Consider the following 23,236-nt stretch of genomic DNA (forward strand, 5'->3'; position numbering starts at 1 on the left):
GCCCGGTACTTCGAGTCGGTCGAGGTGGTCGAGCTGCACCACGACCGCAAGGCCGACGCGCCCAGTGGCCGCCGGCCCCGGGGGCCGGAGCCGGGCCGGGAACGCCCGACGGGCCAGGCCCGGCCAGTGCCTTCCGGCGGCGGTCGAGGGCCCAGGCGAGCACCGCGATCACCGCCCCCGAGGCCGCCAGCCCGGAGCCGACCAGCGTCGGCGAGGTCCAGCCGAGCCCGGCGTCGAGGGCGAGCCCACCGAAGTACGCGCCCTGGGCGTTGGCGAGGTTGAACGCGCCCTGCACGGTCGCCGAGGCGAGCGTCGGCGCGCCGCGGGCCTCGCGCAGGACCAGGGTCTGTACGGCCGGCACGATCGCGAAGCCGAACAGCCCGACCAGCACCACCGTCACCGCCGCCGACCACTCGGTGCGTGCGGTCACCGCGAACAGCGCCAGTACGGCGGCGAGCAGCAGGAACGCGGCGCAGACGGTCGGTCGCAGCGCGCGGTCGGCCGCGTATCCGCCGAGCACGTTGCCGATGGTCATCCCCACCCCGAACAGGGCGAGCACCAGGGTCACCGACCCGGTCGCGTAGCCGGAGACCTCGGTGAGCAGCGGGGTGATGTAGCTGTAGCAGGCGAAGAACCCGCCGCAGCCGAAGACCACGGTGGCCAGCGCCAGCCAGAGCTGGCCGCTGCGGAACGCGCCCAGCTCGTGCCGGAGGCCGGCCTGGGCGGGGGAGGGCAGGTGCGGGACCAGCCGCGCGATCGCGATCGTCCCGGCCACGCCGATCACGACCACGACCAGCATCGTCGCCCGCCAGCCCAGGTGCTGGCCGAGCAGGGTGGCGGCCGGTACGCCGACGATGTTGGCGACGGTCAGGCCGGAGAACATCACGGCGACGGCCCGGGCCCGCCGGTGCGGGGCGACGAGTTCGGCCGCGGCGACCGCGCCCGCGCCGAAGAAGGCGCCGTGCGGCAGCCCGGTGATCAGCCGGGCGGCGGCCAGGGACCAGAAGTCGGGGGCGACCGCGCAGAGCAGGTTTCCGGCGGCGAAGAACCCGGCGAGTGCGACCAGCACCGTCTTCCGGGGCCGGCCGGCGGCGAGGGCGGTGAGCAGCGGAGCGCCGACCACCACGCCGACGGCGTAGGCGGAGATCAGCCAGCCCGCCTGCGGGATGGAGACGTCCAGGTCGCCGGCCACTTGGGGGAGCAGCCCCATGGCGGCGAACTCGGTGGTTCCGATGGCGAAGGCGGTCACGGCCAGGGCGACCAGCGCGAGAGGCAAGGGGATACTCCGGGACGAGCGGGAGGAGTCAGGATTGTTCGGCCGAAATCCTAATCCGGTCTGATGACCACACCGTGTGGCGGTCATGGCGGACCGGTGACGTACGGGGGTCGCCAGTCGGGCGCTCGCGCGCAAGACTGGGAGCATGTGCCGCAGTATCAAGACGCTGAGACCACCCGTGACGCCCGACGCCTCCGAGGAGGACTTCCGGGCGGCAGCCCTCCAGTACGTGCGGAAGGTCTCCGGTTTCCGGGCCCCCGCCGCGCACAACCGGGAGGCTTTCGACCGGGCCGTGGACGCCGTGGCCGAGGCGACCGGGCGGCTGCTCGACGAACTGGAGGTCCGCGGCGCCGTCGCACGGTCCGCCGGAGCCTCGGCCTAGCACCGGCCACGGGCCCGCACCGGCTCGGCGGCGACCAGCGCCCGGGGCCGTGACGAGAGGCGACGACCAGCGGCAGACCGGCGGTGACCCGGAACGACCCGGAGTGACCGGCAGGACGAGCAGGACGAGCAGGGACCAGGAGGCCGGCGATGAGTTCAGCCAGCCGTTACGCACTCACCTTTCCCGGCACCCCCGGCACCCAGGCCCCGCAGGACGTCGTGGTGGTCGCCCGCACCAGCGCGACCGGCCCCGGCGGCCACCCGGTGTACGAGGACGCCAGCGGCATCGTCCGGGCCGAGATCAGCGACGCGGGGGAGGTGCGGATGCTCGCCAGCGGAGGCCATCAGACGCCGCACTTCCCGGTCCACGCCGAACCGCTGCCCTGAGCCCGCTGCCCTGAGCCCGCTGCCCTGAGTCCGCTGCCCTGAGCCCGCCGCCCTGAGCCCGCGGCCCGCTGCCACCGGGCTCCGTCCACTGTCCGGAACCCGCCCCGACCGCCGGGCCCCGCGTGCGGCGTCGGGCAGAATCGCGGTATGACCACAGCGAGCTGGCAGGGCACGGTCATCGCCGAGAGCGATGACACCACCGTCGTCGAGGGCAACCACTACTTTCCGGCCGACTCGGTGCGCGCCGAGTACCTGCGTCCGTCCGACACCACCACCGTCTGCGGGTGGAAGGGCACGGCGGCCTACTACACCCTCGACGTCGACGGGCTGACCAACCCCGACGCGGCCTGGTACTACACCGACCCGAAGCCGGAGGCGGAGCACGTCCGGGACCGGGTGGCGTTCTGGCGCGGGGTCGAGATCACCGGGTGACGCGGCGGGGCGGCGGCGGGCGGCACGCGGCCGTGGCGGGACCGTCACAGGACCCGGACACCGGTGGTGCGTACCGCGACGCACCACCGGGTACCCGCAGAACATGGCAATCTTCAGGAAGCCGGGACGCGGGAGTGAGCCCGAGCCGACCCCGGACCGTGTCGCCGACGAACTCGCCGAACTGGTCGAGGAGCTGGAACGCCCCGTCCCGGAAGCCCCAGGCGGCCCCGTGGGACAGGTCGTCGAGTACGGCGCAGGCGTCGAACGCGGCCGCCGGCGAGGTGCCCGGCTGGTCGCCGACATCGCCCGTCGGCTCGGCACCCGCGGTCAGGCCGCGGCCAGGGGCGCCGTGTACGGCGGCCGGGCCCTCGCGGAGCAGCTGATCCACACGGCGCCGCGCATCCCCGTCCGCAGCCTCTCGACACTGCGGGCCCAGCACCCCGGTGCCGCCGACCCCGACAAGCTCGCCGAGCTGCTGATCGTCGGCGCCGGCCGGGCCTCCAGCGCCCTCGGCGCCGGGGTCGGCGCCGCCGCGATGCTCCCGGTGCCTCCGGCGATGCCGCTGGAGATCGCCGCCGAGACGCTCGCCGTGGCGGCCGTCGAGATCAAGCTGATCGCCGAACTCCACGAGGTCTACGGCGTCCCCGCCCAGGGCAGCACCGCCCAGCGGGCCACCGCGTACGTCACCGCCTGGGCCAACCGCCGCGGCATCGACGGCTCCCTGCTCGTGAAGCCGGCCGGCCTGGCCGCGATGGCCCTCGGCTCCGAGGTGCGCCAGCAGGTCCGCCGTCGGCTCACCCGCAGCTCGCTGCGCCGGCTGCCCTCCCTGACGCCGCTGCTGGTGGGCGCGGGGATCGGGGCCACGGTGAACCGCCGCGACACCCGCAAGCTGGCCCGCGAGGTCCGCGAGGACCTGAAGGGCCGCCTCCCGGTGGACCCGGGCTACTGGTCGGCCGCCGCCCCGGTGCACCGGGGCGAGTCGCGCGGCTGACCGCTCGCCCCCCGGCGCCGGGCACGGGGCGCCGGGGGCGGCGGGACCGGGCCGGGCAGGCGCCGCCGGGACGCAGGGCCCGACGCGGATCCGCCGTCCGAACCCGGCCGCGGCAGCCGTGCGCGGACCCGGTAGCCGTGCGCGGACGCGGCACCCGTGCGCGGACCCGGTGGCCGGAGGAAGGCCGAAGCCCCCGGGGCCCGGGAAGTCGAGGGAGCCCCGAGAGCCGTCGGCCCGTGCCGTCAGCCCGCCGGGGGTGACGGCGCCCCGGCGCCCCGCCCGGACTTGACGCCGTTGACCATCGCCTGGTGGACGGCCCGCGCCGCGGCCTCGTCGGACGCCGGCACCGGGCTTCCCGCCACGCTGTACCAGTCCAGTGCCCCCGTGTACTGCACGGTGAGGCGGGCCTCACCGTCCACCCACGTGGTGTGCACGGTGAGGTCGCCGGAGATCGGGCCGACCTCCGTGGTGGTCACTCCGCCCGGTCCGCTGATGATCGACTGGGTGGTCCAGGTGGCCCACGAGGCCCGGGGGTCCACCGGCGGATCCACCGGTCCGGCGCCGCGCGTCCCGGCCGGTTCCGGTGCGGCCGGGCCCTGCCCGGCCGCACCGCGCCCTGCTGTGCCCTGCTGCTGTTCGGTCATGCGCCCATCCTCCCTCGCGGTCCGCCACCGCTCGCGGAGCGGCACCGTCGGTCGCGGAGGCCGCCCGTGGGAGCGGGCGGCCTCGTCGTCACTCCCCCGTCGGGAGCGGTCAGTCGCTCGCCCCCGGCTCCGCCAGGGAATCGCCCTCCGCCTGGGAGGTGTCCTGCGCGTGCTGGTTCTGCATCGAGGTGATGCCCTCCTCCGGGTCGGCCGCGCGGACGTCCTCGTCCCGGTCGGCGCCCACCTCGGAGCGTGCGCTCATGTCGGTCATCGCGGGCTCCTCTGCTCGGGCCGGCCGAGCCGCCCCGATCCGGCGCGACACGCCGCCGTGCCGGACGGACACCGGCCGTGCTCTCTCTCGCCCCTCAAGCCTGCCTCCGCGCCCGCGCCACGGCCAACCGGACCGGCCCGGAAGCCGGCGGGAGGTCGTGCGAAGGACGGTGCGGAGGCCCTACGGAGGCCGCACGGGCGACCTTCGGGGGGAAGGCTGCCCGGCCTTTCGAAGAGCATTCCTGTGACTGACCACCCGACCCGGCCGCCCCCCGAGCCCTGCTCCGCGGGACCCCGCCCGCCCCCGGTCGGCCGCCCCCGCCGGCCGACGGCCCCCGAGGTCACCAGCTGACCGGCAGCGACCTCAGCCCGTAGATCACCGCCTCGGTGCGGAAGTCCAGCTCGCTCTCCGGCACCGCGAGCCGCAGCCCCGGCAGCCGCCGGAACAGCGTGGCCAGCGCGATCTGCAGCTCCGCCCTGGCCAGCGGCTGGCCCAGGCACTGGTGCACCCCGAAACCGAAGGCGACGTGCCGTCGGGCGTCCCGGCCGAGGTCCAGCTCGTCGGTGGGCAGCCGGTCCTCGCCGCCGAACAGCCGCTCGTCACGGTTCGCGGTCGACAGCATCGCGATCACGCCCTCCCCGGCGCGGACCGGCGTGCCGCCCAGTTCGACGTCCTCCACCGCCAGCCGCGGCACCCCGGTGTGCACGATGGTGAGCAGCCGCAGCAGCTCCTCCACCGCTCCGGGGAGCGTTGCCGGGTCGGCCAGCCGGGCGGCCTGCTCCGGGTGGCGCAGCACCAGGGCGGTGGAGAGCCCGATCATGTTGGCCGTGGTCTCGTGGCCCGCGACCAGGAGCAGAAGCCCGGTCGTGGCGATCTGCCGGGGGGTGAGGTCGTCGCGGGTCGCGAGCCGGCTGAGGATGTCGTCGCCGGGCCGGTCCCGCTTCCGGGTGGCGAGGTCGCCGAGGTAGTCGAGGAGCTCGTTCTGCGCCCGGGCGACCTCCTCCTTCGCGGCGTTGATGGTGAGCAGCAGCCGGCTGCGCTCCTGGAACGCCTCCCGGTCCGCGTACGGGACCCCGAGCAGCAGGCAGATCACCAGGGAGGGCACCGGCAGCGCGAAGTGGGCGACCAGGTCGGCGGGCGCGCCCTCGGCGGTCATCCGGTCGAGTGCCTGGTCCACGATCTGCTGGATGCCGGGCCGCAGCGCCTCCACCCGCCTGACCAGGAAGTCGCCGGTGACCATCCGGCGGAGCCGGGCGTGCTCGGGGTCGTCGAGACGGAGGAAGGACGGGTTGGTGGCGATGATCTCGCGCTGCCCGACGGTGAGGAACGGGAACTCGGGCCTGCGGGCGTCGGCGCTGAACCGCCGGTCGGAGAGGACCGTGCGGACCTCCTCGTAGCCGGTGACCAGCCAGCAGGAGGTGCCGTCCGGCAGTTCGGCCCGGCTGACCGGGCCGGAGCCGGCCGCTTCGGTGTACACGGGCGGCGGGTTGTACGGGCAACGGGTGTCGTGGCGGGCCGGGAGCAGCGGGGCCGGGGCGGTGGGTGTGCTCGTCAAGGTGAGGTCTCCTCGTATGACGACGTGGGCACAGGTCGACGAAGTGATGTGTGAAGTGATGCGCGAGGCGGGGCACGCGGCACGGTGCGGCGAACGGGGCGCGGCGCGACGGGGTGGTTCGGGGGCGGGGAGGGTCCGGTGCCTACGCCGCGTCGCCGCTCGTCCGGCCGTCGGAGCCCCCGGCGGGGCCGGTGCCCTCGGTGACGGTGATCGCGCCACCCGGGCAGAGCTGGGCGGCGAGCCGGACGTCGGCGAACCGGGAGAGCTCCACGACGACCGGACGAAGCCTCACCAGCCCGTCCGCGTCGTCCTGCTCGAAGAGCTCCGGCACGGTCATGACGCACTGGCCGGAGCTGCAGCAGCGGTCCGGATCGACACTCACGCGCATGGTCGGACACCTCTCACTGGTGTGGCACCGGACTGCCCGGGCCGTGCCGCCCCCGCTGTCGGTGTCAACCTAGCCCCAGTTCCCGTCGCACACGAAGAGTGCGTGGCCGCCTTGCGTAGAATGGCCGGTTTGCCACTGCTCGTGAACGCGTGTGGCAAAACCGACGTTTGATTGCGGATCGGACGGAGTGGCGGGCCGACCGGCCCGGGTGGCCCGGCCCGGTCGCGCGGCGCCCTCACAGCCCTTCGGCGGCGGCGATCTCCCGGACGGCGGCCACGGTGTCCGCCTCGGCCGCGGGCTTGTCGCTCCGGTAGCGCACCACCCGGGCGAAGCGGAGCGCCAGCCCGGCCGGGTAGCGGGGACTGCGCTGCACACCGTCGAAGGCGATCTCCACCACCAGCTCCGGCCGCACCCGTACCGTCCACGCGTCCCGCTCGACCTCACGGGCGAGCAGCGCCGCGGTCTGCCAGGCGAGAGTCTCGTCGGTCAGCCCCTTGAAGGTCTTGCCGAGCATCACCCACGGCCCCAGCCCCGGTTCGGCGCCCGCGCGGGCCCCGAGGTGCAGGTTGCTGAGGAGGCCGCTCCGCCGCCCGCTGCCCCACTCGGCGGCCAGCACCACCAGGTCCAGGGTGTGCCGGGGCTTGACCTTGATCCATCCGGCGCCGCGCCGGCCCGCCCGGTAGCCGGCCGCCGGGTCCTTGACCAGCACCCCTTCGTGTCCGCGCGCGAGGGTGGCCCGGAAGAAGGCCAGCGCCTCGTCGCCGTCGTCGGTCTCGGCGCGCGCCACCCGCAGATCCTCCGGGACGGCCCCGGTCAGGGCGGCCCAGCGTTCCCGGCCGGGCCGGTCCACCAGGTCCTCGCCGTCCCGGTGCAGCAGGTCGAAGAAGTGCACGCTGAGCGGGACCTCGGCGCGCAGGCGTTCCGGGTCCCGGCGGGCGGCGGTCCGGGCGGCGGTCTCCTGGAAGGGGCGCGGGCGCCCGTCGGGGCCGAGCGCGATCGCCTCGCCGTCCAGCACGGCCGACCGGACCGGCAGGGCCAGGGCGGCCTCCACCACCTCCGGGACCCGCGCGGTGATGTCGTCCAGCGAGCGGGTGAAGGCCGCCACCTCGCCGCCGTCCCGGTGCACCTGGAGCCGGATGCCGTCCAGCTTCCACTCCAGTGCCGCCGGGCCGTCGATCCGCTCCAGGGCGGTCCCGACGTCCGGCGCCGAGGCCGCCAGCATCGGCCGGACCGGGCGGCCCACCTCCAGCCGGAACGCGTCCAGCGCCGGCACGCCGCCGGTCAGCGCCGCCGCCGCGACCGCCCGCGCCGAGCCCCGGAACATCAGCGCCCGGCGCACGGCCGCCGCCGGCACCCCGGCGGCGCGCGCCACGGCATCGGCCACCACCGCGTCCAGCGCGCCCTGGCGAAGATCCCCGATCAGGACCGCGCGGAGGAAGGTCTGTTCGGCCTCGGTGGCCTGCTCGAAGAGGCCCGCCAGCAGCCGGCGCCGCTCGGCCTGGGCGCCCGTGCCGTGCACGGCCGAGATCTCCTCCAGGATCCGCTCCGTCTCCCGGACCCCGAGCACGGGCTCGGCCCTGGCGGGCGGCAGATCGCGCAGGGCGGCCGGTCCGATGCCGGTCCGCATCCGCTGGGACTCGCCGGAGAGCAGTGCGACCGCCGCCGGGGCCTCCTCGGGGCCGAGGCCGCGCAGGCAGTCCGCGAGCAGTTCGGTCTTGGCCCGGCGGCCCGGCTCGGCCGCGACGGCTCGGGAGGTCAGGGCCAGGTGCCGGAGCAGCATCGCGGGCTCCTCGGGGAACGGGGGAACGGGTGGGCGGGCGGGGTCCAGCATCGACGACGCGGACCGATCGCGCGCGGCGGACACGCCCCGCTGCCGCCCGTCCCGCTCCCGGTCGGCGGTGCCGGGCGGTCGCGCTGCCCCGTGCCGCGCCGTCCTGCCGCCCTGTCGTCCTGCCGCCCTGCCGTCCTGTCCGCTGCCGCGGTGGAGTGAGGGCGGGACCGTACTTGGCCGGACTGTCGATCGGCTCCGAACCGACGGTCCGTCATGCTGTCCCGCGACCGCAGGACCGCACCAGGACCGCACCAGGACCGCAGCTACCCGGGGAGCCCGCCATGACGTCCGAGACCGCCCCCGCCCGTTGGACCGTGGACGCCCCGGACAGCGGGGACTTCGCCGCCTGGCGGGAGCTGTTCCGGGGGTACTGCGCGTTCTACCGGGTCCCGTGCCCGGAGGAGAAGGCCGAGCTGGTCTGGTCGTGGCTCACCGACCCCGCCCATGAGCTGGACGGCCTGCTGGTCCGCGACACCGACGGCACCCCGGTCGGCCTGGCCCACTACCGCCCCTTCGTCCGCCCCCTGCACGGCGCCGTCGCCGGATTCCTCGACGACCTCTTCGTCGCCCCGGCCGTCCGCGGCGGCGGGGCGGTCGACGCGTTGCTCGCCCGCCTGCGCGCGATCGCCGCCGAACGGGGCTGGAACACGGTCCGGTGGATCACCGCCGACGACAACCACCGGGCCCGCAGCAAGTACGACCAGGTCGCCATCCGCACGATGTTCGTCACCTACGACATGCCCCCGGCGGCCTCCGCCCCCGAGACGGGGCACTGACCGGCCGGGTCTTCGGGTCGCAGGGGCGCCGGCCCGTGGCCGGGCCGGGCGCCCGACTCAGCGGGCCCGGTCGTAGACCACGGCCACCGTGCCGTGCTCGCCCGCGGCCTGACTGGCGAGTGTCCACCTCCCGGTGGGCAGGCCGTCGTCGAAGAGTCGGGGGCCGCCGCCGAGGACGACGGGGAAGACCGTGAGCGCCAGACGATCGACGAGGTCGGCCGCCAGCAGGGCCTTGATGACGCTCGCGCTGGAGAGCACGAGGATGTCGCCGCCCTCGGCGGACCTCAGATCCGCGACCACCTCGGCGGTCGGTCCGTCGACGATCGTCGTGCGCTCCCAGGGCGCCTCGTGGAGCGTGGAGGAGAGCACCACCTTCTCGGTGTCGACGAGCCACCTCGCGAAGCCCACGTCGCGCGGGTCGGCCCCCTCCGTGTCGAGGACGGTGGGCCAGAACCCGAGGAAGCCCTCGGCGTTGACCCGACCGAGCAGAGCCGTCGTCGCCGGTTCGCGAAGGCCGGTGAGGTGGTCGCGGGCGACGTCGGTGTGGGCGTACGGCATCACCCAGCGCATGTCCTGCGGGTCGTCCGGCGCGGCGTAGCGGCCGTCGAGGGAGAGGCTCATGTTGGTGACGACCCTGCGGCGAGCGGTCTGCTTCGTCATTCCGTGCTCCCGGTGTCGGTGGTGTGCGGATCCGTGGCGACGGCCGCCGCGAGCTTGTCGAGGCTCTGGCCGAAGCCGATCTCGATGCCTGCGACGAAGTCCGCCGAGTCGACGGTGCTGTCGGTGATCCGCCAGCGGACGTCGAGGTCGGTTCCGGCCCCGGTGGACCGGAGGTCGAACCCGACGTGGGCGGTGAAGGCGAGGCCGCCGCCGGGCAGCAGGGGGAGAGAGTCGGAGGGATGCGCACCGGCGCCGGGCGGCGTGGCGGAGGGCGCGCGCCGGGTGGCGCGGGGCCGTCGCCGGGACCGGCCGAGCGGCCCGGCGGCGGAGGGCCCGGGGGCTGCGGTTCGGGGGTCGGGGGCCCGTGCCGTCGCACCAGGGGTCAGAATGATCATGGAAAGCCGCCTGCGCCGACGAGGCCGGGCGGGAGGGGTGCAGGGGGAAGGGGAGCCGGCATGGGCAAGGTCGAGGAGTTCGAGGAGCTGAGGCCGCTGCTGTTCTCGATCGCGTACCGGATCCTGGGCAGCGTGAGCGAGGCCGAGGACGCCGTCCAGGACGCCTGGCTGCGGTTCGACGGCTCGGCGACGCGGCCGGCGTCGACCAAGGCCTTCCTGTCGGCCACCGTGACCCGGCTCTCGATCGACGTGCTGCGTTCCGCGCGGGTGCGACGGGAGGCGTACGTCGGGCCGTGGTTTCCCGAGCCGCTGCTGAGCGATCCGTACGAGGACCCGGCGCGGTCGGTGGAGCTGGCCGACTCGGTGTCGATGGCGGCGCTGGTGCTGCTGGAACGGCTCAGTCCACCGGAGCGGGCGGTGTTCGTGCTGCGGGAGGTGTTCGCCTTCGGCTTCGACGACGTCGCCGCGGCGGTCGGGCGTTCGGAGACGGCGTGCCGGCAACTCCTCGTGCGGGCGCGGCGTCACATGGAGGCGGGGCGGCGGCGGTTCGACGTGGACCGCCGGGAGCGTCGGGAACTGGCGACGCGGTTCCTCGGCGCGCTGAAGGACGGCGACGTGGGCGGGCTCCGGCATCTGCTGGCCGCCGACGTGCAGCTGGTCGGGGACAGCGGCGGCAAGGCCCCGCAGCTGGCCAGGGCGGTCGTCGGCGCGGAGAGCGTGGCCCGGCTGCTGGGCACGGTCTTCCCCCTGCTGGCCCGGGTCGACGTGTCGTTCGAACCTCACCAGGTCAACGGCCAGCCCGGTGCGATCTTCCGCGACCGCGACGGCAGGGTCCTGTACGTCCTGGTCCTCGATGTGCTGGACGGGCGGATCCAGACCGTCCGCAGCGTGATCAACCCCGACAAGCTCGGTCACCTCGGGCCGGTCGCCGACGCCTGGGCGGTCGACCGCGAGGCGAAGCGGGCCCGTCGACGGGCGACCTGACCGCGACCGCGTACTCTTGCCGCGCCTGGCCGAGATGCTTCGGAAATTCGTTCGTACTTTCTGTTATCCCCCCTCCGCCGCGGGGTCTCCCAGGTGTCGGCACCCTCCCGACGGACCCGGATACAGGAAGCGTGCGCAGGTGAACAGCGAAGACCGGACGACCATCCTCCCCGCGACCGGACGCCAGGACGGCGTCGGTGGACGCGCCGCGCGGCGGGCCGCCGCACGGCGTCGCGGGTCCGGCCGCCGCGGCCGGCGGGGGGGCGGCCTCGGACCGATCGTGGCGGTGGTCGCAGCCGTCGCGGGGACCGGGGTGATAGCCGCGCTGGCCGGCGCCGGATTCGCGGTGTACCGCGGCGAGGAGGGCACCGACGGCGGGCAGCAGGCCGTGGCCTACGAGGCGCTGATCGCGGCCGAGGCCGGCGACCACGACGGCATCCAGGTCCCCGGGGCCGGCGCCGTCGACCCGGCCGCCGTGGCCGCGGCCTCCCCGGCCTCCGGTGACCCGGCCCGCGCCGCGACCGCGGCCCCGGCCACCGGTGGCGCGTCCACCGGTGGCACGTCCACCGCACCGTCGACGACGCCGTTGCCGTCGGCCTCCGCGGCCGTGCCTGGTCCGTCCGGCTCGGCCGCGCCCGCCTCCGGCTCCGGCACGCCGCGCAACCCCGCCGCGAGCACCTCCGCGTCCGCCACCGCGAAGCCGGAGTCTCCCGCCGCCACGACCGTCACCACCGCCCCCGCCAAGCCGTCCGCGACCAGCGCCCGGCCGACCTCCACCGCCGGACCCGGCGGGTCGAACAGCCAGTACGCGCAGCAGGTGGCGGACCTGGTCAACACCCAGCGCGCCCAGGCCGGCTGCGGGCCGCTCACCGTGGACTCCCGGCTGAACACCGCCGCCCAGGTCCACAGCGAGGACATGGCGAACCGCAGCTACTTCGACCACGCCAGCCCCGAGGGCAACCACGCCGACCAGCGCATCGAGGCGACCGGCTACCGCTGGAGCAGCTGGGGCGAGAACATCGCGCGAGGCCAGAAGGACCCGGCGGCGGTCATGGAGTCGTGGATGAACAGCCCCGGGCACCGGGCCAACATCCTCAACTGCTCCTTCAAGCAGATCGGTGTGGGCGTCCGGACCGGATCCGGCGGCCCCTGGTGGACGCAGGTCTTCGCCTCACCGTCGTGACCGTGTCCCGTGTCCCGTGTCCCGCGCCCCGTGTCCCGCGTCCCGGATCCGGTCCCGCGTTCGGCCCCGGCGGCAGGGGTCGGGGGCCGGGGCCGACCGGGGCGGACCCCCGCTGACCTCGTATTTTCCGAATCCGCGCGAATTGTTGTTATCTGAGCACTCCCCGAAGGTCTCCGAGGAGGCAGCGGCGGACGGACGACAGCAAGACGGAGTGCGGACCCATGAACGTTGACGTGCAGAGCAGGACCGGGACGACCCTGGTGCTCGCGGCCCAGGCGGGCGACCCGCAGGCGCGGGAAGCGCTGGTCGCCGCCTGGCTCCCGCTGGTCTACAACGTTGCCGGCCGGGCGCTGAACGGCCATGCCGACGTGGACGACGTCGCGCAGGAGACGATGATCCGGGCCCTCGACGGCCTGGACGGCCTGCGCGACCCCGAGGCGTTCCGCTCCTGGCTGGTCGCGATCACCATGAACCAGGTCCGTCGGCGGTCGACCGGGCAGCAGCAGGCCGCCGTGGGCGGTCTCGACGAGACCTGGGAGCTGGCCGACCCCCGCGCGGACTTCACCGATCTGACCATCCTCCGGCTCGGCCTCTCCGGCCAGCGCCGGGAGGTCGCCGAGGCCACCCGCTGGCTGGACCCGGACGACCAGGAACTGCTCGCCCTCTGGTGGCTGGAGGCGAGCGGTGAACTCACCCGCGCCGAGCTGGCCGCCGCGCTCGACCTGACTCCCCAGCACACCGCCGTCCGGGTGCAGCGGATGAAGAAGCAACTGGAGGCGGGCCGGGTGGTGGTCCGTGCGCTGACCGCCTACCCGCGGTGCCCCGAACTGGCCGAACTCACCGGAGGATGGGACGGCGCGCCCGACTCGGTCTGGCGCAAGCGGATCGCCCGGCACATCCGGGCCTGCGCCGCCTGCGACGGACTGGGCCGCGACCTCTTCCCGGCCGAGGGACTGCTGGCCGGTCTGGCCCTGGTCCCCGTCCCGATGGACTCCCCGACCGGGCTCGCCCTTCAGGCCGCCTCCGCCGCCTCGGCCGCTCCGCCCGCCGGCTCCGGAGGGACCGGGTCCGGCGCCACGGCGCCCGGCGGCTCCGGTGCGCCCCCGGCCGACCCGGCCGGAGGGCACGGCGGCTGGGCCGAGTTCGCCCGTCGGAAGACCGTCCTGGCCGGCGGAACGGCGGCCGTGCTGGCGGCGGCGACACTCGCCATGGTCTGGCCCCACCACCCGCAGCCCGGTGAGACCGTGCCCGAACCGACCACCCCCGCCGCCGCCCCCGACACCCCGTCGACGGTCTCGATACCCGCACCGCCGGAGCCCCGGCCGGAGACCCCGAGCGCGGTGCCGTCCCCGACCGTCACGGCCGCTGCCGTGCCCGCGCCCGTCGAGCCGCCCGTGCCGAGCACGCCGCCGGCCACGGTGACCCCGAGCAGCAGCCGTTCGGCCACTCCGCCGCCCAGCCCGGAGCGTCAGCTGGTGGACCTGGTCAACGCCGAGCGTGCCAGGATCGGCTGCGGCCCGCTGCGGATCGACCCCAAGCTGCACGCGGCCGCCCAGAAGCACTCCGAGGACATGGTGGCGCGCGCGTTCTTCGACCACATCAGTCCGGACGGCACCCGCGCGGACTCCCGGCTGGGAGCGGCCGGCTACCGCTGGTCGCAGTGGGGCGAGAACCTCGACCGGGGACCGAGCGCCCCGGCCGTCGTCTTCTCCCGCTGGATGGACGGCGGGATCCACCAGTCGAACATGCTGGACTGCGCCTTCAAGGACGTCGGCATCGGCGTGGCCGGCGGGCCGGCCGGCCTCTACTGGACCCAGGACCTCGGCGCGCCGCTCGGCTGATCCCCGGCCGGACCACGCGGTCCGGCCGGGGCCACCGGGCCCGCACGGTCATCGGCGGGGCGACCGCGCCCGCCTGACCGACCGTTGCGCCCACGGTCCGCAGGAGCGTCCGGCCGACTGTCAGGTCGAGTGTCAGGTCGAGGTCAGGTCGAGTGTCAGGAGGGCAGCCCGACCAGCCCGGGTGCCTGGCCCGTCACGTACCCGGTCGCCTCCCCGACCACCCCGCCGGCGTCTCCGACCTGGCCGGGCAGGACGTCCGGTGCCGAGGCCGGCAGCGCGCCCTGGAGCGGCCCGGCCAGGTCACCCTGCCCGCCGACGGCGGAGGCGTGGGCGCTGGGAGCGGTCAGGGAGGCCACGACGCCCACGGCGAGCGAGGCGACGGCGAGCATGCTGCGCTTCTTCATGCCCTGTCCAACGACGCTGCGCCACTCGGGTTACGGGCCGCCCCCGGCTGTCCCGCCCCGGCTCGCTCCGGCTGCCCGGCCCCGGCCCGCCGTCACTCGGGGGCGATGGTCGGGGCGTCCACGGCCCCGCCGGTCACCCGGATCGAGTCGAGGATCCGCTCCACCGCCAGCACCGACACGGCGTCCGACACGCGCAGGCACGCGGTCAGCTCGACGACCGCCGGCCCGGACGGCGCCTGCACCGTCCGGTATCCCCGGAGCGTACGGGTTCCGCCCTGGACGACACAGGACTTCTCGGGTACCGCGTAGAAGAGGGGCCCCGTCTGGCCCTTCTGCTCGCCCGTCACCACCGGGTCCCGGACGAGCGTGAGGCCGACCAGCATCCCGCCGGCGTCGAGCGCCCCGTCGGCCAGGCAGACCCGTTCCCTGGTCCCGTTCCTGGTCGGGCACCCCAGCTCGCCGACGAGGGGCTGGCTGGCGGTGTAGCCGCGCGCGTACGCGGTGTCGTCCTTCCGGCTGTCGGTGCCGGGGACCGACAGCCGGTACCAGTCGGGCGGGATGTCGATGATCACCCCGTCCAGCTCGGGGAACCTGACCGGCCCGCCGGTGTCCGATCCGGTGCTGCGGCTCGGTGACGCACTCGGGGCGGCACCCGGTGACGCACTCGCTGACGCGCCCGGGGGCACCGAGCCGGGCGCGACGGGTCCGGAGGACCCCGGAGCGAGCGCCGTACCCGGGGGGCCCGGTGCCAGGGCAGGGGCGGCGGCCAGCACGGCGGCGGTCAGGCCGACGGCCAGCCCGGTCGAGAGGGCGGCGGTGCGGCGCCGCCGCCGGGTCCGGGCGGCCCGCTCGCGGACCCTGGCCATCCGGTCGTCGGGCGCCGTCAGGTGAGGGGCGGCCAGGTGGAGCAGGATCCGCAGTTCGTCCTCGACCTCGGGGCCGGTCGGCCTGCCGTCGTCCGGGTCGGACTCACGCCCCGTCACGGTGTCCTCCGTGCAGCAGAAGCTCGCGGGTGGGCATCTTGCCCCGCAGGGCCTGAAGGGCGCGGTGCGTCTGACTCTTGACCGTGCCCGGGGAACAACCCAGCACCTCGGAGGTCTCCTCCACACTGAGGTCCTCGAAGAATCTCAGCACCACGACGGCCCGCTGCCGCGCCGGCAGTGCCCGGACGGCGGCGGCCACCACCTGGCCGACCACCACGTCCTCGAACGGGTCCGCGTCGGTCGGCGGCTCGGGCAGCCGGTCGTGCGGCAGTTCCCCGTGCCAGCGCCGGCGCCACCAGGAGACGTGCGAGTTCACCAGCACCCGCCGGACGTACGCCTCGGGCCGGTCGATGGAGATCTGCTCCCAACGGGGCCAGACCTTGGCGAGCGCGGTCTGCAACAGATCCTCGGCCAGATGCGGATCGCCCGTGAGCAGCCACGCCATCCGGAGCAGCCGAGGGCTGCGGGCGGCGACGAACTCCTCGAAGTCCGGTGTCGCGTCCCTCATCCTGCTGCCCCCGCCATGCCGTTTCCGCCGTTGTCTCGGTCGCCTCCGCCGCCGTGCCGGCGACGGAGGCCCTGCAGGTCGGCCGTGGCCGCCGTGTCCTCGCTGTCGTTCTCACGGCTGCTGAACGCGTTGGACCGGGCTTCCGGTTGCCTCGCCGCAGTGACATTCCGAGCCCCGGCCGGACGGGCGGTGTCCGTTCCGACGTCGGCCGGCCGTAGGCCTGCGACCCGGCAGGGGCCGGCTCCACGGTAGGTGAACCGGGAACCGCCCCGTACGGCGCCCCCGGTCCCGCGCGGCGGTGGGTCTCGCGTCCGGTGACCGGTTCTCGAAACGGTGGTCCGTTCCCGAACGGTGGACGGCCCGCGAGCCGGCCGGGACTTTGCCGGGCGGCGGGCGGGCCGTGGACACCACGATCCGCGCGTCCGCCGGGGCCGTCCAGGGGCGCGCGGACGGCGCCAGGGCGCACCGACCCGGCGCGTCGGTCCGCCCGACCGGTCCGGACCGCAGGTTCGGAGGGCCGAACCGGCGGGGATCCGGAGCCGTCCAGGTCTCAGAGCCGCCCGGGTTCAGGGCCGTCCAGGTCTCAGAGCCGCCCGGGTTCAGGGCGGCACAGCTTCATCGCGGCCCAGGTCCGGAGCGGTCCGTGTGGAGAGCGGTCCGGGTGGAGAGCGCTCCGGGTGTCAGAGCGTTCCGGAGCCGCGCGGTGCCTCGGTGCTCCGGCGGGCGGCGCGTTCCACCTGGTCCACCGTCCAGTCCGGGTGGCCCGGCATCGGCGGGGTGTGCTCGCCGTACAGCCACTCCGTCAGGAACCCGCTCAGCTGCTGCCCGGAGACCTCGTCGGCGGTCCGCAGGAAGTCGGCGGTGGTGGCGCTGCCGTTCCGGTGGCGCTGGAGGAAGGCCCGCTCGATCCGGTCGAACACCTCGGCACCGACCCGCTCCCGCAGGGCGAACAGGACCAGCGCTCCGCCGGTGTACCGCTGGCTGTCGAAGAGGGTGGCGGCGGTCGGGGCGGCGACCGGGCCGGAGTCGTGACGCCACTGGTCGCCCTTGGCGTACACCGACCGCATCCGGTCCGCGAGGGTGGTGTAGCCGGACGAGTCCGGCCAACCGCGCTCGTAGCGGTACATCAAGCCGTAGAAGTCGGCGTGGCCCTCGTTCAGCCAGAGGTCGGCCCAGGTGCCGGGGGAGACGCTGTTGCCGAACCAGGAGTGCACCAGCTCGTGCACCATGTGCGAGCCGATCAGGTGCTCGGGCTGGCGGAGGAAGTTCGGCTTGTAGAGCGTGAGCGTCTGCGTCTCCAGCCCGGTGAAGTCGAACGCCGCCGGGTCGTCCGTGTCGGCGGGCATCAGGCCGTACGTCTCGAACGGGAACCGGCCGAGGTGCGCCTCCGCCCAGGCGAGCTGTCCGGGGGTCAGCGCGAGGGCGGGCTCCAGCGCGGCGGCGCGCGCGGTGGGGACGACGTCCCGCAGCGGCAGCCCGCCCGGGCCCCGGCTCTCACGCACCGTGTACCGGCCCACCGACACCTGGACCAGCTCGGTCGCCATCGGCTCCCGTGAGCGGTAGCGCCGCGTGGTGGTGCCGTCGGTGTTCGGCTCGGTGGCGGCGAGCAGTCCGTTGGCCACGCCGTACAGACCGTCCGGCGCGGTGACGGCGACGGCGAAGCGGGCCTTGTCGCCGGGGCGGTCGTTGCACGGGAAGACGGTGTGCGCGCCGTCCGGCTGGCCCGCCACCGCGAAGCCGTCGGGTGTCACCACCCAGCCGGTGTGCGGCAGCGCGGCCCGCGGATCGGCCGTGTAGGCGACCTCCACCCGCAGGGCCGCGCCGCGCCGCACGGGCCTGGCGGGTACCACGGTCAGCTTCTCGTCGTGCGTGCGGAACTCCGCCGGCCGGCCGTCGACCCGGACCGCGTGCACGGTCAGCCCCAGGGCGTCCAGCTCCAGGCTGCGCAGCGCCGTGAGCGCCCGGGCGGTCAGCACGGTGGTGCCGTCCACGGTGCGGGTGTCGGCCCGGTACGTGAGGGCGAGGTCGTAGGCGAGCGCGTCGTAGTCGGTCGTGCCGAGCGAGGGGAACACCGGGTCCCCGGTGCCCGCGGTCGCCTCCGCTCCCACGTCCGCGCCCGGTACCGGGACGGCCGAGACCGGCGGGGCGAGGCCGAGCAGGGCGGTGGCGGTGAGGGCGAGGGCGGCGGCAAGGGCGGAGCGGCACCTCGACAAGGTGATCACCTCTCTCGTGTCGTACGGCGCGCTCCACGGCCTGGGCGCGGCCCGGTCCCGCAGAGCGACCTTCCGGACACGGAACGTAGCAGAGGGGTCCGACAACCCCCAGCCCGTTCGCTCCCGTCGACCCTGCCGCCGCCGCACGACACGCGGCCGTCCCTCGGACGGACCAGTGCGGTAGCCGAGCGGCTGCGCAGTGTCATAGGTTCGAAGAGCCCCACCCCCTGACGGGCGGGGCCACGGTCGCCGGAGAACCTGGCCAGGTCCGGCGGCCGTACTCATGCCTACGGTCGCACCCGCGCTCCCCGGCCGCACCCCTGCGGCCGTCCCCGACCGACCGCCCCGCTGCTCCCGCCGCGCCCGGCCGCGTCCGCCGGTGGTGCAGCCGCTGTCCGCGCGCCCGCCGTCCGCGCCGGACCGCGCCGGTCCGCCGCCTCGTAGGCTGGGCAGCCGTGCCGGCCGCCCAGCAGCCCCGCCGGTGCCCCGGACCGGCAGGAGCAGCCCCGTGACCAGCCCGCACTTCGTGGTGATCGGCGAATGCGTCGCCGACGTCGTCCGCACCGACGGCGCGCCCGACACCGTCCACCCCGGCGGCAGCCCGGCCAACGTCGCGTACGGGCTGGCCCGGCTCGGGCTGCCGACCGCCCTGCTGACCCAGCTCGGCGACGACCCCTACGGAGGCTTGATCCGGGCCCACCTGGAGTCGGCCGGCGTCGCCGTCCTCGCCGGCCCGGCGGAGGGGCTGCGCACCCCCTCCGCGGTGGTCCGGCTCGACGGCGAGGGGCGGGCCTGCTACACCTTCGACATCGGCTGGACCCTCCCGGCCGGTGAACTCCCGCACCCGCCCGGCCACCTGCACATCGGCTCGATCGCCGCAGTCACGGAGCCCGGCGCCGCCTCGGTGCTCGCGCTGGTGGAGCACTGGCGAGGCCGTGCGGGCGTCAGCTACGACCCGAACGTCCGGCCCGCGCTGCTGGGAGGGCGCGACGAGGCCGTCCGCCGGGTCGAACGGTGCGTCGGGCTCAGCGACCTCGTCAAGGCGAGCGACGAGGACCTCGCCTGGCTCTACCCGGGCCGTGACCCCGAGGACGTCGCCCGCCACTGGCTCGGCCTCGGCCCGGCCACCGTCGCGGTCACGCTCGGGCCCGACGGCGCCTTCGCCGTCACCTCCGACGGTCGCCGCAGCGAGGTGCCGGCCCGCCCGGTCGAGGTCGCCGACACCGTCGGCGCCGGCGACGCCTTCACGGCCGCGCTGCTCCACGCCCGCCACACCGGCGCGGGTCTCGACGAGGCGCTGACCCGGGCCGCCACCGCGGCGGCGCTGACCGTCTCCCGCCCCGGCGCCAACCCGCCCGACGCCGCCGAACTCGCGGCAGCCCTGGATACCTCGGCCTCCGCGCCGAACTGACGGTACGTCAGGTAGGCGCGGATCGCGGGGCGTTCGACGATCCGGTCCTCACCCCGCGCCCAGTGGACGGGCCAGCTGCGTCTCGGAGTCGAAGCTGCGGGCCGCGTCGAAGCTGCCGACGTGGTCGGGGTGACGGCCGAGCAGGGTGTGGGCGAGGGCGACGTCCTCGGGGGTGAGGCGGCGGGTGAGCGACAGATGCGGGGACCAGCGGCCCGGCACGTAGTGCTGGTCCGGGTCCTCGGCCCCGTCCAGCGCCTCCCAGACGCGGTGGTGCAACAGGACCAGATCGAGGGTCGGCACCACCGGCAGGCTCAGCACCCGCCGTCGGCTGCGCGCGCTGAACGAGAGCAGGCCGGTCAGCCGGACCGTCAGCGGCAGGGCGTCGCGGAGCAGCCGGTCGAGCCGCTCGGTGGCGCCGTCGGGCATCCGGGCGCACGAGGCCAGGGTCAGGTGCGGGCGGTGACCGGGGTGGGTGTTGTGCGCGAGGCTGTCCACGCCGCCGTCCGCCAGCCGCTGCCAGACCGTCCGCACGGCGCGGTCGAACGGCGCGTCGCAGAGCAGCTCAACGGTCTGCACGGTGCCCGCCGACCGCCGGTGCCGGCACGCTGCGTCCGGCCGGGGCGGAGCCCCCGGCCGCGCCGTCCGTCCGGCCGGGCGCGAGGTCCTTGCCGTACCAGACCTCGGCGTAGGGGCTGGTGCTGTAGGCGGGAATGTCCCGGTAGCCGTGCCGCAGGTACAGCGTGCGGGCCTCGACCAGGTCGAGACGGGTGTCGAGCACGACCCGCGCGGCGCCGAGCTCCCGGGCCGCCTCGTCGACGGCGGCCAGCAGCTGCGCGCCCCCGCCGGTGCCGCGCCGCGAGGGACGTACGTACACCCTGGTCAGCTCCACCGTCCGGGGGTCGAGCACCCGCAGGCCGGCGCAGGCGTCGGCCGCGCCGTCGTACCGCCCGAGCAGGAACACCCCGGTGGGCGGGGCGAGGTCGTCGCTGGGCGAGTCGGCCAGCCCGGTCTCGATCTCCTGCGCGGTGCCCTCCCGGCCGAGGTGGAGCCGGTAGTACCGGTTGGCGACGTCCACGTAGTACTCCCGTAGCAGCGCCAGGGCCTCCGGGGAGCCGACGTCGGCGGCCGAAACGGTCCAGGATTCCGCGGTGCCGCGTGGCGTGCTGTTCGTCATGCGCGCATTATCGGTGTCCCGCGGCCCCGGCTGCGAGCCGTTTTCGATCATGCCGGACACCGGACGCCCGGTTGGACAGGGTGGGGATGACGCCCCTCTGGGGATGCCGAATTGCGTAGGTCGCGAACTCGGCGTGGCCCCCGGTGGGTGCGAAGCCCGCCTTGCGGAGGACCCGGCCGGAGGCGAGGTTGTCCGGTCGGTGCTTGGCGTGGATCTCCGGCAGTCCCAGGTGGCCGAGCCCCAGGGCGAGGATCCTCCGAACACCCTCAGTGGCGTGGCCCCGGCCCCAAGCGTCCGCGCGCAGGATGTAGCTGATGGTCGCGGTCGGGCGGTCCAGGTGGAGTTTGACGATCCCGAGAAGGTCGCCGTCCTCGGCCAGGCCGAGTGTGTACAGCCCGCGTGGGCGGCGTGCTGCCGCCGTCAGGGCGCCGGCCACGTACTCCCGGGCTTCGGAGGTGTTCATCGGTCCCCGTCCCAGGAACCTGACCGATTCGGGACCGTAGACGAGCCGGACCGCGTCGGCGTCGCCGGGGATCAGCTCCCGTAGGGCGATCACCCGCCGACCGCCTCGACAAGCATCTTCAGCTCGGCGGCGCTCGGCCGGTCGTCGGGACCGGCGAGCAGGACGTACCGCAGGCGGGTCTGGAGGGAGGGCCACGGCATCACGGTGGACATCGGGACGGCTCGACGGGCGATGGCCCTGAGCTTTTCCTCGACCGGGGCGTCCTTGTCGACACCGCCGGCCTCGTAGTCCAGTGGCCACTTCCCGGTGATGCAGGTCCACAGGGTGCCGGTGAGGGCGTACACGTCGGCGGGTCGGGTCGTGTTGACGGGCTGCGGGCCGTCGAGGATCCGGGCAGCCAGTTCAGGGGCGGTGAGGTGGACCATCGTTCCGCCGAACGTCCGCCACGGGGTGATACCGACCTGCCGGGACCAGGCGAAGTCCAGGAGACGGACACCGCCCTCGGTGTGAATACCGTGCTGGGGCTGGAGGTCGCCGTGCACCCAACCGGCCCGGTGCAGGTCCGCGACGGCACGGCACAGTGCGACCGCGGCTTCCAGGGCTTCGTCCCGTCCTCCGGCGTCCTTGCGGACAGGCCGGAACACGTCCCAGGTGGACGGCCCGACCAACCACGGGGTGACGTACCACACCCCGCCGTCGAAGCGGCCGGCCGTCACGGTGTAGCCGGGGATCTGGTCCAGTACGGAGGCTTCGCGGGCGGTGACCTCGGCGGCCTCGCCGACGCCGAGCTTGATGCCCACCACCCCGCGCGGGCCGCTGGCCCTCCACACCGCCGAGCCCCGCCGATCACTGATCTCTTCCAGCTTCAGGGGACCGCAGATCGCCTCCGCGACCGTCAGCGCCTCTGCGGCATCGGAAGTGAACTCGCCCATTCTCTGACTGCCTTCCATTCGCAAGGGATGTGCTCGAAGACGTTTCGCCCGTCGTCGACCGCCACGGACAGTGCCGTCGCGAGGTCGGGCGTAGCCTCCAGGAACCTCGGGTCCAGAGGCCGGACCCCGGCCCGTACCGGGAGGAACGAGAAGGACGGTGGCGGAATGCTCCGGCCGCGCCGGCCGGTCTCGGCGGCGCCCTGGGTGAACTTGCCGAACATGACCCCGACCGGCCCGTACAGGTTCTTCAGCGCCCAGTGCGGCCAGGCCGTCAGCTCCCGGTGGTCCGCGCCCTCGCAGTGCCCGACCAGCACCACGTTCTCGCAGGTGAGAACGCCGTACGGGCGCCCCATCAGCGGGCGGACCCATTCTGCGGCCTGCACTCCGGCGTAGAACAACTCGGCTTCCACGGCGTACCGGTGGCTGCCGGGGGCGATCTCGTAGACGGTCCACCCGGTCATGCCCCGTCGGGTGGACGGGCGCAGGAACGGACAGTGCTCGTACAGCCCGGTGAGGTAGGCGTCCACGTCGATGCCGGTCGGGTTCTCCGTCCGGGCTTCGGTGAGGCGGAGCGCCCCGGCGGTCGGCCGGGACGCTCCGTCACGTGGTGCTGTGATCACTGGTGGGGCGTCGCCGGGGCCAGGTCGTCCGGGGCCAGGTCGTCGCCGTCGCCGGGCTCGGGGCCACAGTCCCACTCGGCGACGACGGTTCCGGTCTCCCGGTACTGCGTGAGGGCTGCGGTGTTCACGGTGCCGTCGGCGCTCGTGAACCAGATCTCCGGCAGCGGCCCGTACGCCTCCTCGTACGCGGCCACCCACGTGATGGGACCGAAGCCCTTGGTCTCGACGTGTTCGAGCCTGCGGCCGGCGTGCAGGAGCACGAACGCGTCGTGCGCGGCCGGGTCCGCGACGAGGGTGTGCCACGCGGAGTCGATGGCGGCGGAGAACATCTCCGGCGCGGTCTCGCCCGCATCGATCCGGCGTGCGGCGATCGTGAAGAACCTGCCCAGTTCGGCCAGCTCGGCGCTGGGCTCGATGGTGGCGGTGCTCATGTGCCTCTCCGATCGGGTTGGCTCTGCTCGCCCGAGGTGGGCGAGCAGAGGTGCGAGGTGGAGCAGCCCGGCCCGTCAGATCCGCTCGGGGGGGTGCGTGAT

25 protein-coding genes and 2 pseudogenes are annotated in these 23,236 nt (G+C 75.0%); 9 read left to right on the plus strand and 18 right to left on the minus strand.

The features are described from left to right. Window positions 1–169: 169 nt before the first annotated feature. Window positions 170–1,423, minus strand: a pseudogene (locus ABZY91_RS21525) (MFS transporter); the annotation flags it as partial. Here ABZY91_RS21525 and ABZY91_RS21530 point away from each other — a divergent pair. The 4 genes from ABZY91_RS21530 to ABZY91_RS21545 all read left to right on the plus strand — a co-directional run bounded on the left by ABZY91_RS21530 (window position 1,422) and on the right by ABZY91_RS21545 (window position 3,467). Beyond that, window positions 1,422–1,658 carry a DUF2277 domain-containing protein gene (locus tag ABZY91_RS21530; RefSeq protein WP_329879259.1) on the plus strand — a complete coding sequence of 79 codons (237 nt, stop codon included), beginning with the start codon at window positions 1,422–1,424 and terminating at the stop codon, window positions 1,656–1,658. The pseudogene ABZY91_RS21525 and the gene ABZY91_RS21530 overlap by 2 nt on opposite strands. Before the next feature lie 149 nt (window positions 1,659–1,807). Then, entirely contained in the window at window positions 1,808–2,044 is a 237-nt protein-coding gene (locus tag ABZY91_RS21535) for a DUF6296 family protein (protein WP_329879258.1), read from the plus strand. A gap of 147 nt (window positions 2,045–2,191) precedes the next feature. Further along, the gene (locus tag ABZY91_RS21540; protein WP_329879257.1) at window positions 2,192–2,476 is read left to right on the plus strand and encodes a DUF427 domain-containing protein; all 285 of its coding nucleotides are present in this window, start codon (window positions 2,192–2,194) and stop codon (window positions 2,474–2,476) included. 103 nt (window positions 2,477–2,579) lie between these two features. Further along, window positions 2,580–3,467 (plus strand): hypothetical protein, encoded by an 888-nt coding sequence (locus ABZY91_RS21545; RefSeq protein WP_355404480.1) that lies wholly within the window; start codon window positions 2,580–2,582, stop codon window positions 3,465–3,467. Window positions 3,468–3,709: 242 nt separating this feature from the next. Here the strand turns inward: ABZY91_RS21545 and ABZY91_RS21550 are convergent, their stop codons facing one another. From ABZY91_RS21550 to ABZY91_RS21570, 5 genes are all read right to left on the minus strand, one after another. Next, window positions 3,710–4,111 carry a hypothetical protein gene (locus tag ABZY91_RS21550; RefSeq protein WP_355404483.1) on the minus strand — a complete coding sequence of 134 codons (402 nt, stop codon included), beginning with the start codon at window positions 4,109–4,111 and terminating at the stop codon, window positions 3,710–3,712. Window positions 4,112–4,220: 109 nt separating this feature from the next. Further along, entirely contained in the window at window positions 4,221–4,382 is a 162-nt protein-coding gene (locus tag ABZY91_RS21555; RefSeq protein ID WP_329879254.1) for a hypothetical protein, read from the minus strand. A 340-nt stretch (window positions 4,383–4,722) separates the two neighbouring features. Then, a complete protein-coding gene (locus ABZY91_RS21560) occupies window positions 4,723–5,937 on the minus strand; it encodes a cytochrome P450 (protein ID WP_355404486.1) in 1,215 nt (404 codons plus the stop codon). A gap of 142 nt (window positions 5,938–6,079) precedes the next feature. Next, window positions 6,080–6,325, minus strand: coding sequence for a ferredoxin (locus ABZY91_RS21565; protein ID WP_329879252.1), 246 nt, complete (start codon window positions 6,323–6,325; stop codon window positions 6,080–6,082). A gap of 235 nt (window positions 6,326–6,560) precedes the next feature. Next, a complete protein-coding gene (locus ABZY91_RS21570; protein WP_355404488.1) occupies window positions 6,561–8,105 on the minus strand; it encodes an ATP-dependent DNA ligase in 1,545 nt (514 codons plus the stop codon). Window positions 8,106–8,437: 332 nt separating this feature from the next. Between ABZY91_RS21570 and ABZY91_RS21575 the strand changes: the two genes are divergently transcribed. Beyond that, window positions 8,438–8,932, plus strand: coding sequence for a GNAT family N-acetyltransferase (locus tag ABZY91_RS21575; RefSeq protein WP_355404491.1), 495 nt, complete (start codon window positions 8,438–8,440; stop codon window positions 8,930–8,932). A gap of 57 nt (window positions 8,933–8,989) precedes the next feature. Here ABZY91_RS21575 and ABZY91_RS21580 read toward each other — a convergent pair whose 3' ends face one another. Both ABZY91_RS21580 and ABZY91_RS21585 read right to left on the minus strand, forming a co-directional pair. After that, window positions 8,990–9,592 (minus strand): dihydrofolate reductase family protein, encoded by a 603-nt coding sequence (locus ABZY91_RS21580; protein ID WP_355404493.1) that lies wholly within the window; start codon window positions 9,590–9,592, stop codon window positions 8,990–8,992. Further along, window positions 9,589–9,816: pseudogene (locus ABZY91_RS21585) on the minus strand (ArsR family transcriptional regulator); the annotation flags it as partial. The pseudogene ABZY91_RS21585 and the gene ABZY91_RS21580, both read right to left, overlap by 4 nt. 231 nt (window positions 9,817–10,047) lie before the next feature. Here ABZY91_RS21585 and ABZY91_RS21590 point away from each other — a divergent pair. From ABZY91_RS21590 to ABZY91_RS21600, 3 genes are all read left to right on the plus strand, one after another. Next, window positions 10,048–10,971: an RNA polymerase sigma-70 factor gene (locus ABZY91_RS21590; RefSeq protein ID WP_355404495.1), complete on the plus strand. Its 924-nt coding sequence runs from the start codon at window positions 10,048–10,050 to the stop codon at window positions 10,969–10,971. 139 nt (window positions 10,972–11,110) lie between these two features. Continuing rightward, on the plus strand, window positions 11,111–12,154 hold the full coding sequence (locus ABZY91_RS21595; RefSeq protein ID WP_355404498.1) for a CAP domain-containing protein: 1,044 nt from the start codon (window positions 11,111–11,113) through the stop codon (window positions 12,152–12,154). 221 nt (window positions 12,155–12,375) lie between these two features. Then, entirely contained in the window at window positions 12,376–13,995 is a 1,620-nt protein-coding gene (locus tag ABZY91_RS21600) for a sigma-70 family RNA polymerase sigma factor (RefSeq protein WP_355404500.1), read from the plus strand. A 155-nt stretch (window positions 13,996–14,150) separates the two neighbouring features. Here the strand turns inward: ABZY91_RS21600 and ABZY91_RS21605 are convergent, their stop codons facing one another. The 4 genes from ABZY91_RS21605 to ABZY91_RS21620 all read right to left on the minus strand — a co-directional run bounded on the left by ABZY91_RS21605 (window position 14,151) and on the right by ABZY91_RS21620 (window position 18,103). Further along, window positions 14,151–14,399: a hypothetical protein gene (locus tag ABZY91_RS21605; RefSeq protein WP_355404502.1), complete on the minus strand. Its 249-nt coding sequence runs from the start codon at window positions 14,397–14,399 to the stop codon at window positions 14,151–14,153. A gap of 92 nt (window positions 14,400–14,491) precedes the next feature. Beyond that, window positions 14,492–15,382, minus strand: a complete 891-nt coding sequence (locus ABZY91_RS21610; RefSeq protein ID WP_355404505.1) for a hypothetical protein — start codon at window positions 15,380–15,382, stop codon at window positions 14,492–14,494. Continuing rightward, on the minus strand, window positions 15,369–15,890 hold the full coding sequence (locus ABZY91_RS21615; RefSeq protein ID WP_329879245.1) for a SigE family RNA polymerase sigma factor: 522 nt from the start codon (window positions 15,888–15,890) through the stop codon (window positions 15,369–15,371). Before ABZY91_RS21615 ends, ABZY91_RS21610 begins: the two co-directional genes overlap by 14 nt. 680 nt (window positions 15,891–16,570) lie before the next feature. Continuing rightward, entirely contained in the window at window positions 16,571–18,103 is a 1,533-nt protein-coding gene (locus ABZY91_RS21620) for a M1 family metallopeptidase (protein WP_355404507.1), read from the minus strand. A gap of 508 nt (window positions 18,104–18,611) precedes the next feature. Between ABZY91_RS21620 and ABZY91_RS21625 the strand changes: the two genes are divergently transcribed. Beyond that, window positions 18,612–19,514: a carbohydrate kinase gene (locus tag ABZY91_RS21625; protein ID WP_355404509.1), complete on the plus strand. Its 903-nt coding sequence runs from the start codon at window positions 18,612–18,614 to the stop codon at window positions 19,512–19,514. A gap of 48 nt (window positions 19,515–19,562) precedes the next feature. Here the strand turns inward: ABZY91_RS21625 and ABZY91_RS21630 are convergent, their stop codons facing one another. The 6 genes from ABZY91_RS21630 to ABZY91_RS21655 are packed head-to-tail and all read right to left on the minus strand — an operon-like array spanning window position 19,563 to window position 23,134. Continuing rightward, window positions 19,563–20,090 carry a 2'-5' RNA ligase family protein gene (locus tag ABZY91_RS21630; protein ID WP_329951768.1) on the minus strand — a complete coding sequence of 176 codons (528 nt, stop codon included), beginning with the start codon at window positions 20,088–20,090 and terminating at the stop codon, window positions 19,563–19,565. Further along, a complete protein-coding gene (locus ABZY91_RS21635) occupies window positions 20,077–20,688 on the minus strand; it encodes a GNAT family N-acetyltransferase (RefSeq protein WP_355404512.1) in 612 nt (203 codons plus the stop codon). The genes ABZY91_RS21630 and ABZY91_RS21635 overlap by 14 nt, the downstream gene beginning before the upstream one ends. Window positions 20,689–20,695: 7 nt before the next feature. Then, window positions 20,696–21,346, minus strand: coding sequence for a GNAT family N-acetyltransferase (locus tag ABZY91_RS21640; protein WP_355404515.1), 651 nt, complete (start codon window positions 21,344–21,346; stop codon window positions 20,696–20,698). Continuing rightward, the gene (locus ABZY91_RS21645) at window positions 21,241–22,083 is read right to left on the minus strand and encodes a hypothetical protein (RefSeq protein ID WP_355404518.1); all 843 of its coding nucleotides are present in this window, start codon (window positions 22,081–22,083) and stop codon (window positions 21,241–21,243) included. The genes ABZY91_RS21640 and ABZY91_RS21645 overlap by 106 nt, the downstream gene beginning before the upstream one ends. Then, window positions 22,047–22,703: a hypothetical protein gene (locus ABZY91_RS21650; protein ID WP_355404520.1), complete on the minus strand. Its 657-nt coding sequence runs from the start codon at window positions 22,701–22,703 to the stop codon at window positions 22,047–22,049. Before ABZY91_RS21650 ends, ABZY91_RS21645 begins: the two co-directional genes overlap by 37 nt. Further along, window positions 22,700–23,134, minus strand: a complete 435-nt coding sequence (locus tag ABZY91_RS21655; protein WP_355404522.1) for a hypothetical protein — start codon at window positions 23,132–23,134, stop codon at window positions 22,700–22,702. The genes ABZY91_RS21650 and ABZY91_RS21655 overlap by 4 nt, the downstream gene beginning before the upstream one ends. Window positions 23,135–23,236 lie beyond the last annotated feature (102 nt).

The sequence above is a fragment of the Kitasatospora sp. NPDC002965 genome (genome assembly GCF_040611255.1).
Classification (GTDB): domain Bacteria; phylum Actinomycetota; class Actinomycetes; order Streptomycetales; family Streptomycetaceae; genus Kitasatospora.

What these genes read in the sequence shown, in the direction of transcription:
- ABZY91_RS21545 (WP_355404480.1), top strand. Translation starts at nt 2,580, where the DNA reads ATGGCAATCTTCAGGAAGCCGGGACGCGGGAGTGAGCCCGAGCCGACC.
- ABZY91_RS21615 (WP_329879245.1), bottom strand. Translation starts at nt 15,890, where the DNA reads ATGAGGGACGCGACACCGGACTTCGAGGAGTTCGTCGCCGCCCGCAGC.
- ABZY91_RS21605 (WP_355404502.1), bottom strand. Translation starts at nt 14,399, where the DNA reads ATGAAGAAGCGCAGCATGCTCGCCGTCGCCTCGCTCGCCGTGGGCGTC.
- ABZY91_RS21565 (WP_329879252.1), bottom strand. Translation starts at nt 6,325, where the DNA reads ATGCGCGTGAGTGTCGATCCGGACCGCTGCTGCAGCTCCGGCCAGTGC.
- ABZY91_RS21590 (WP_355404495.1), top strand. Translation starts at nt 10,048, where the DNA reads ATGGGCAAGGTCGAGGAGTTCGAGGAGCTGAGGCCGCTGCTGTTCTCG.
- ABZY91_RS21535 (WP_329879258.1), top strand. Translation starts at nt 1,808, where the DNA reads ATGAGTTCAGCCAGCCGTTACGCACTCACCTTTCCCGGCACCCCCGGC.
- ABZY91_RS21570 (WP_355404488.1), bottom strand. Translation starts at nt 8,105, where the DNA reads ATGCTGCTCCGGCACCTGGCCCTGACCTCCCGAGCCGTCGCGGCCGAG.
- ABZY91_RS21645 (WP_355404518.1), bottom strand. Translation starts at nt 22,083, where the DNA reads ATGGGCGAGTTCACTTCCGATGCCGCAGAGGCGCTGACGGTCGCGGAG.
- ABZY91_RS21530 (WP_329879259.1), top strand. Translation starts at nt 1,422, where the DNA reads ATGTGCCGCAGTATCAAGACGCTGAGACCACCCGTGACGCCCGACGCC.
- ABZY91_RS21580 (WP_355404493.1), bottom strand. Translation starts at nt 9,592, where the DNA reads ATGACGAAGCAGACCGCTCGCCGCAGGGTCGTCACCAACATGAGCCTC.
- ABZY91_RS21635 (WP_355404512.1), bottom strand. Translation starts at nt 20,688, where the DNA reads ATGACGAACAGCACGCCACGCGGCACCGCGGAATCCTGGACCGTTTCG.
- ABZY91_RS21540 (WP_329879257.1), top strand. Translation starts at nt 2,192, where the DNA reads ATGACCACAGCGAGCTGGCAGGGCACGGTCATCGCCGAGAGCGATGAC.
- ABZY91_RS21655 (WP_355404522.1), bottom strand. Translation starts at nt 23,134, where the DNA reads ATGAGCACCGCCACCATCGAGCCCAGCGCCGAGCTGGCCGAACTGGGC.
- ABZY91_RS21600 (WP_355404500.1), top strand. Translation starts at nt 12,376, where the DNA reads ATGAACGTTGACGTGCAGAGCAGGACCGGGACGACCCTGGTGCTCGCG.
- ABZY91_RS21550 (WP_355404483.1), bottom strand. Translation starts at nt 4,111, where the DNA reads ATGACCGAACAGCAGCAGGGCACAGCAGGGCGCGGTGCGGCCGGGCAG.
- ABZY91_RS21555 (WP_329879254.1), bottom strand. Translation starts at nt 4,382, where the DNA reads ATGACCGACATGAGCGCACGCTCCGAGGTGGGCGCCGACCGGGACGAG.
- ABZY91_RS21575 (WP_355404491.1), top strand. Translation starts at nt 8,438, where the DNA reads ATGACGTCCGAGACCGCCCCCGCCCGTTGGACCGTGGACGCCCCGGAC.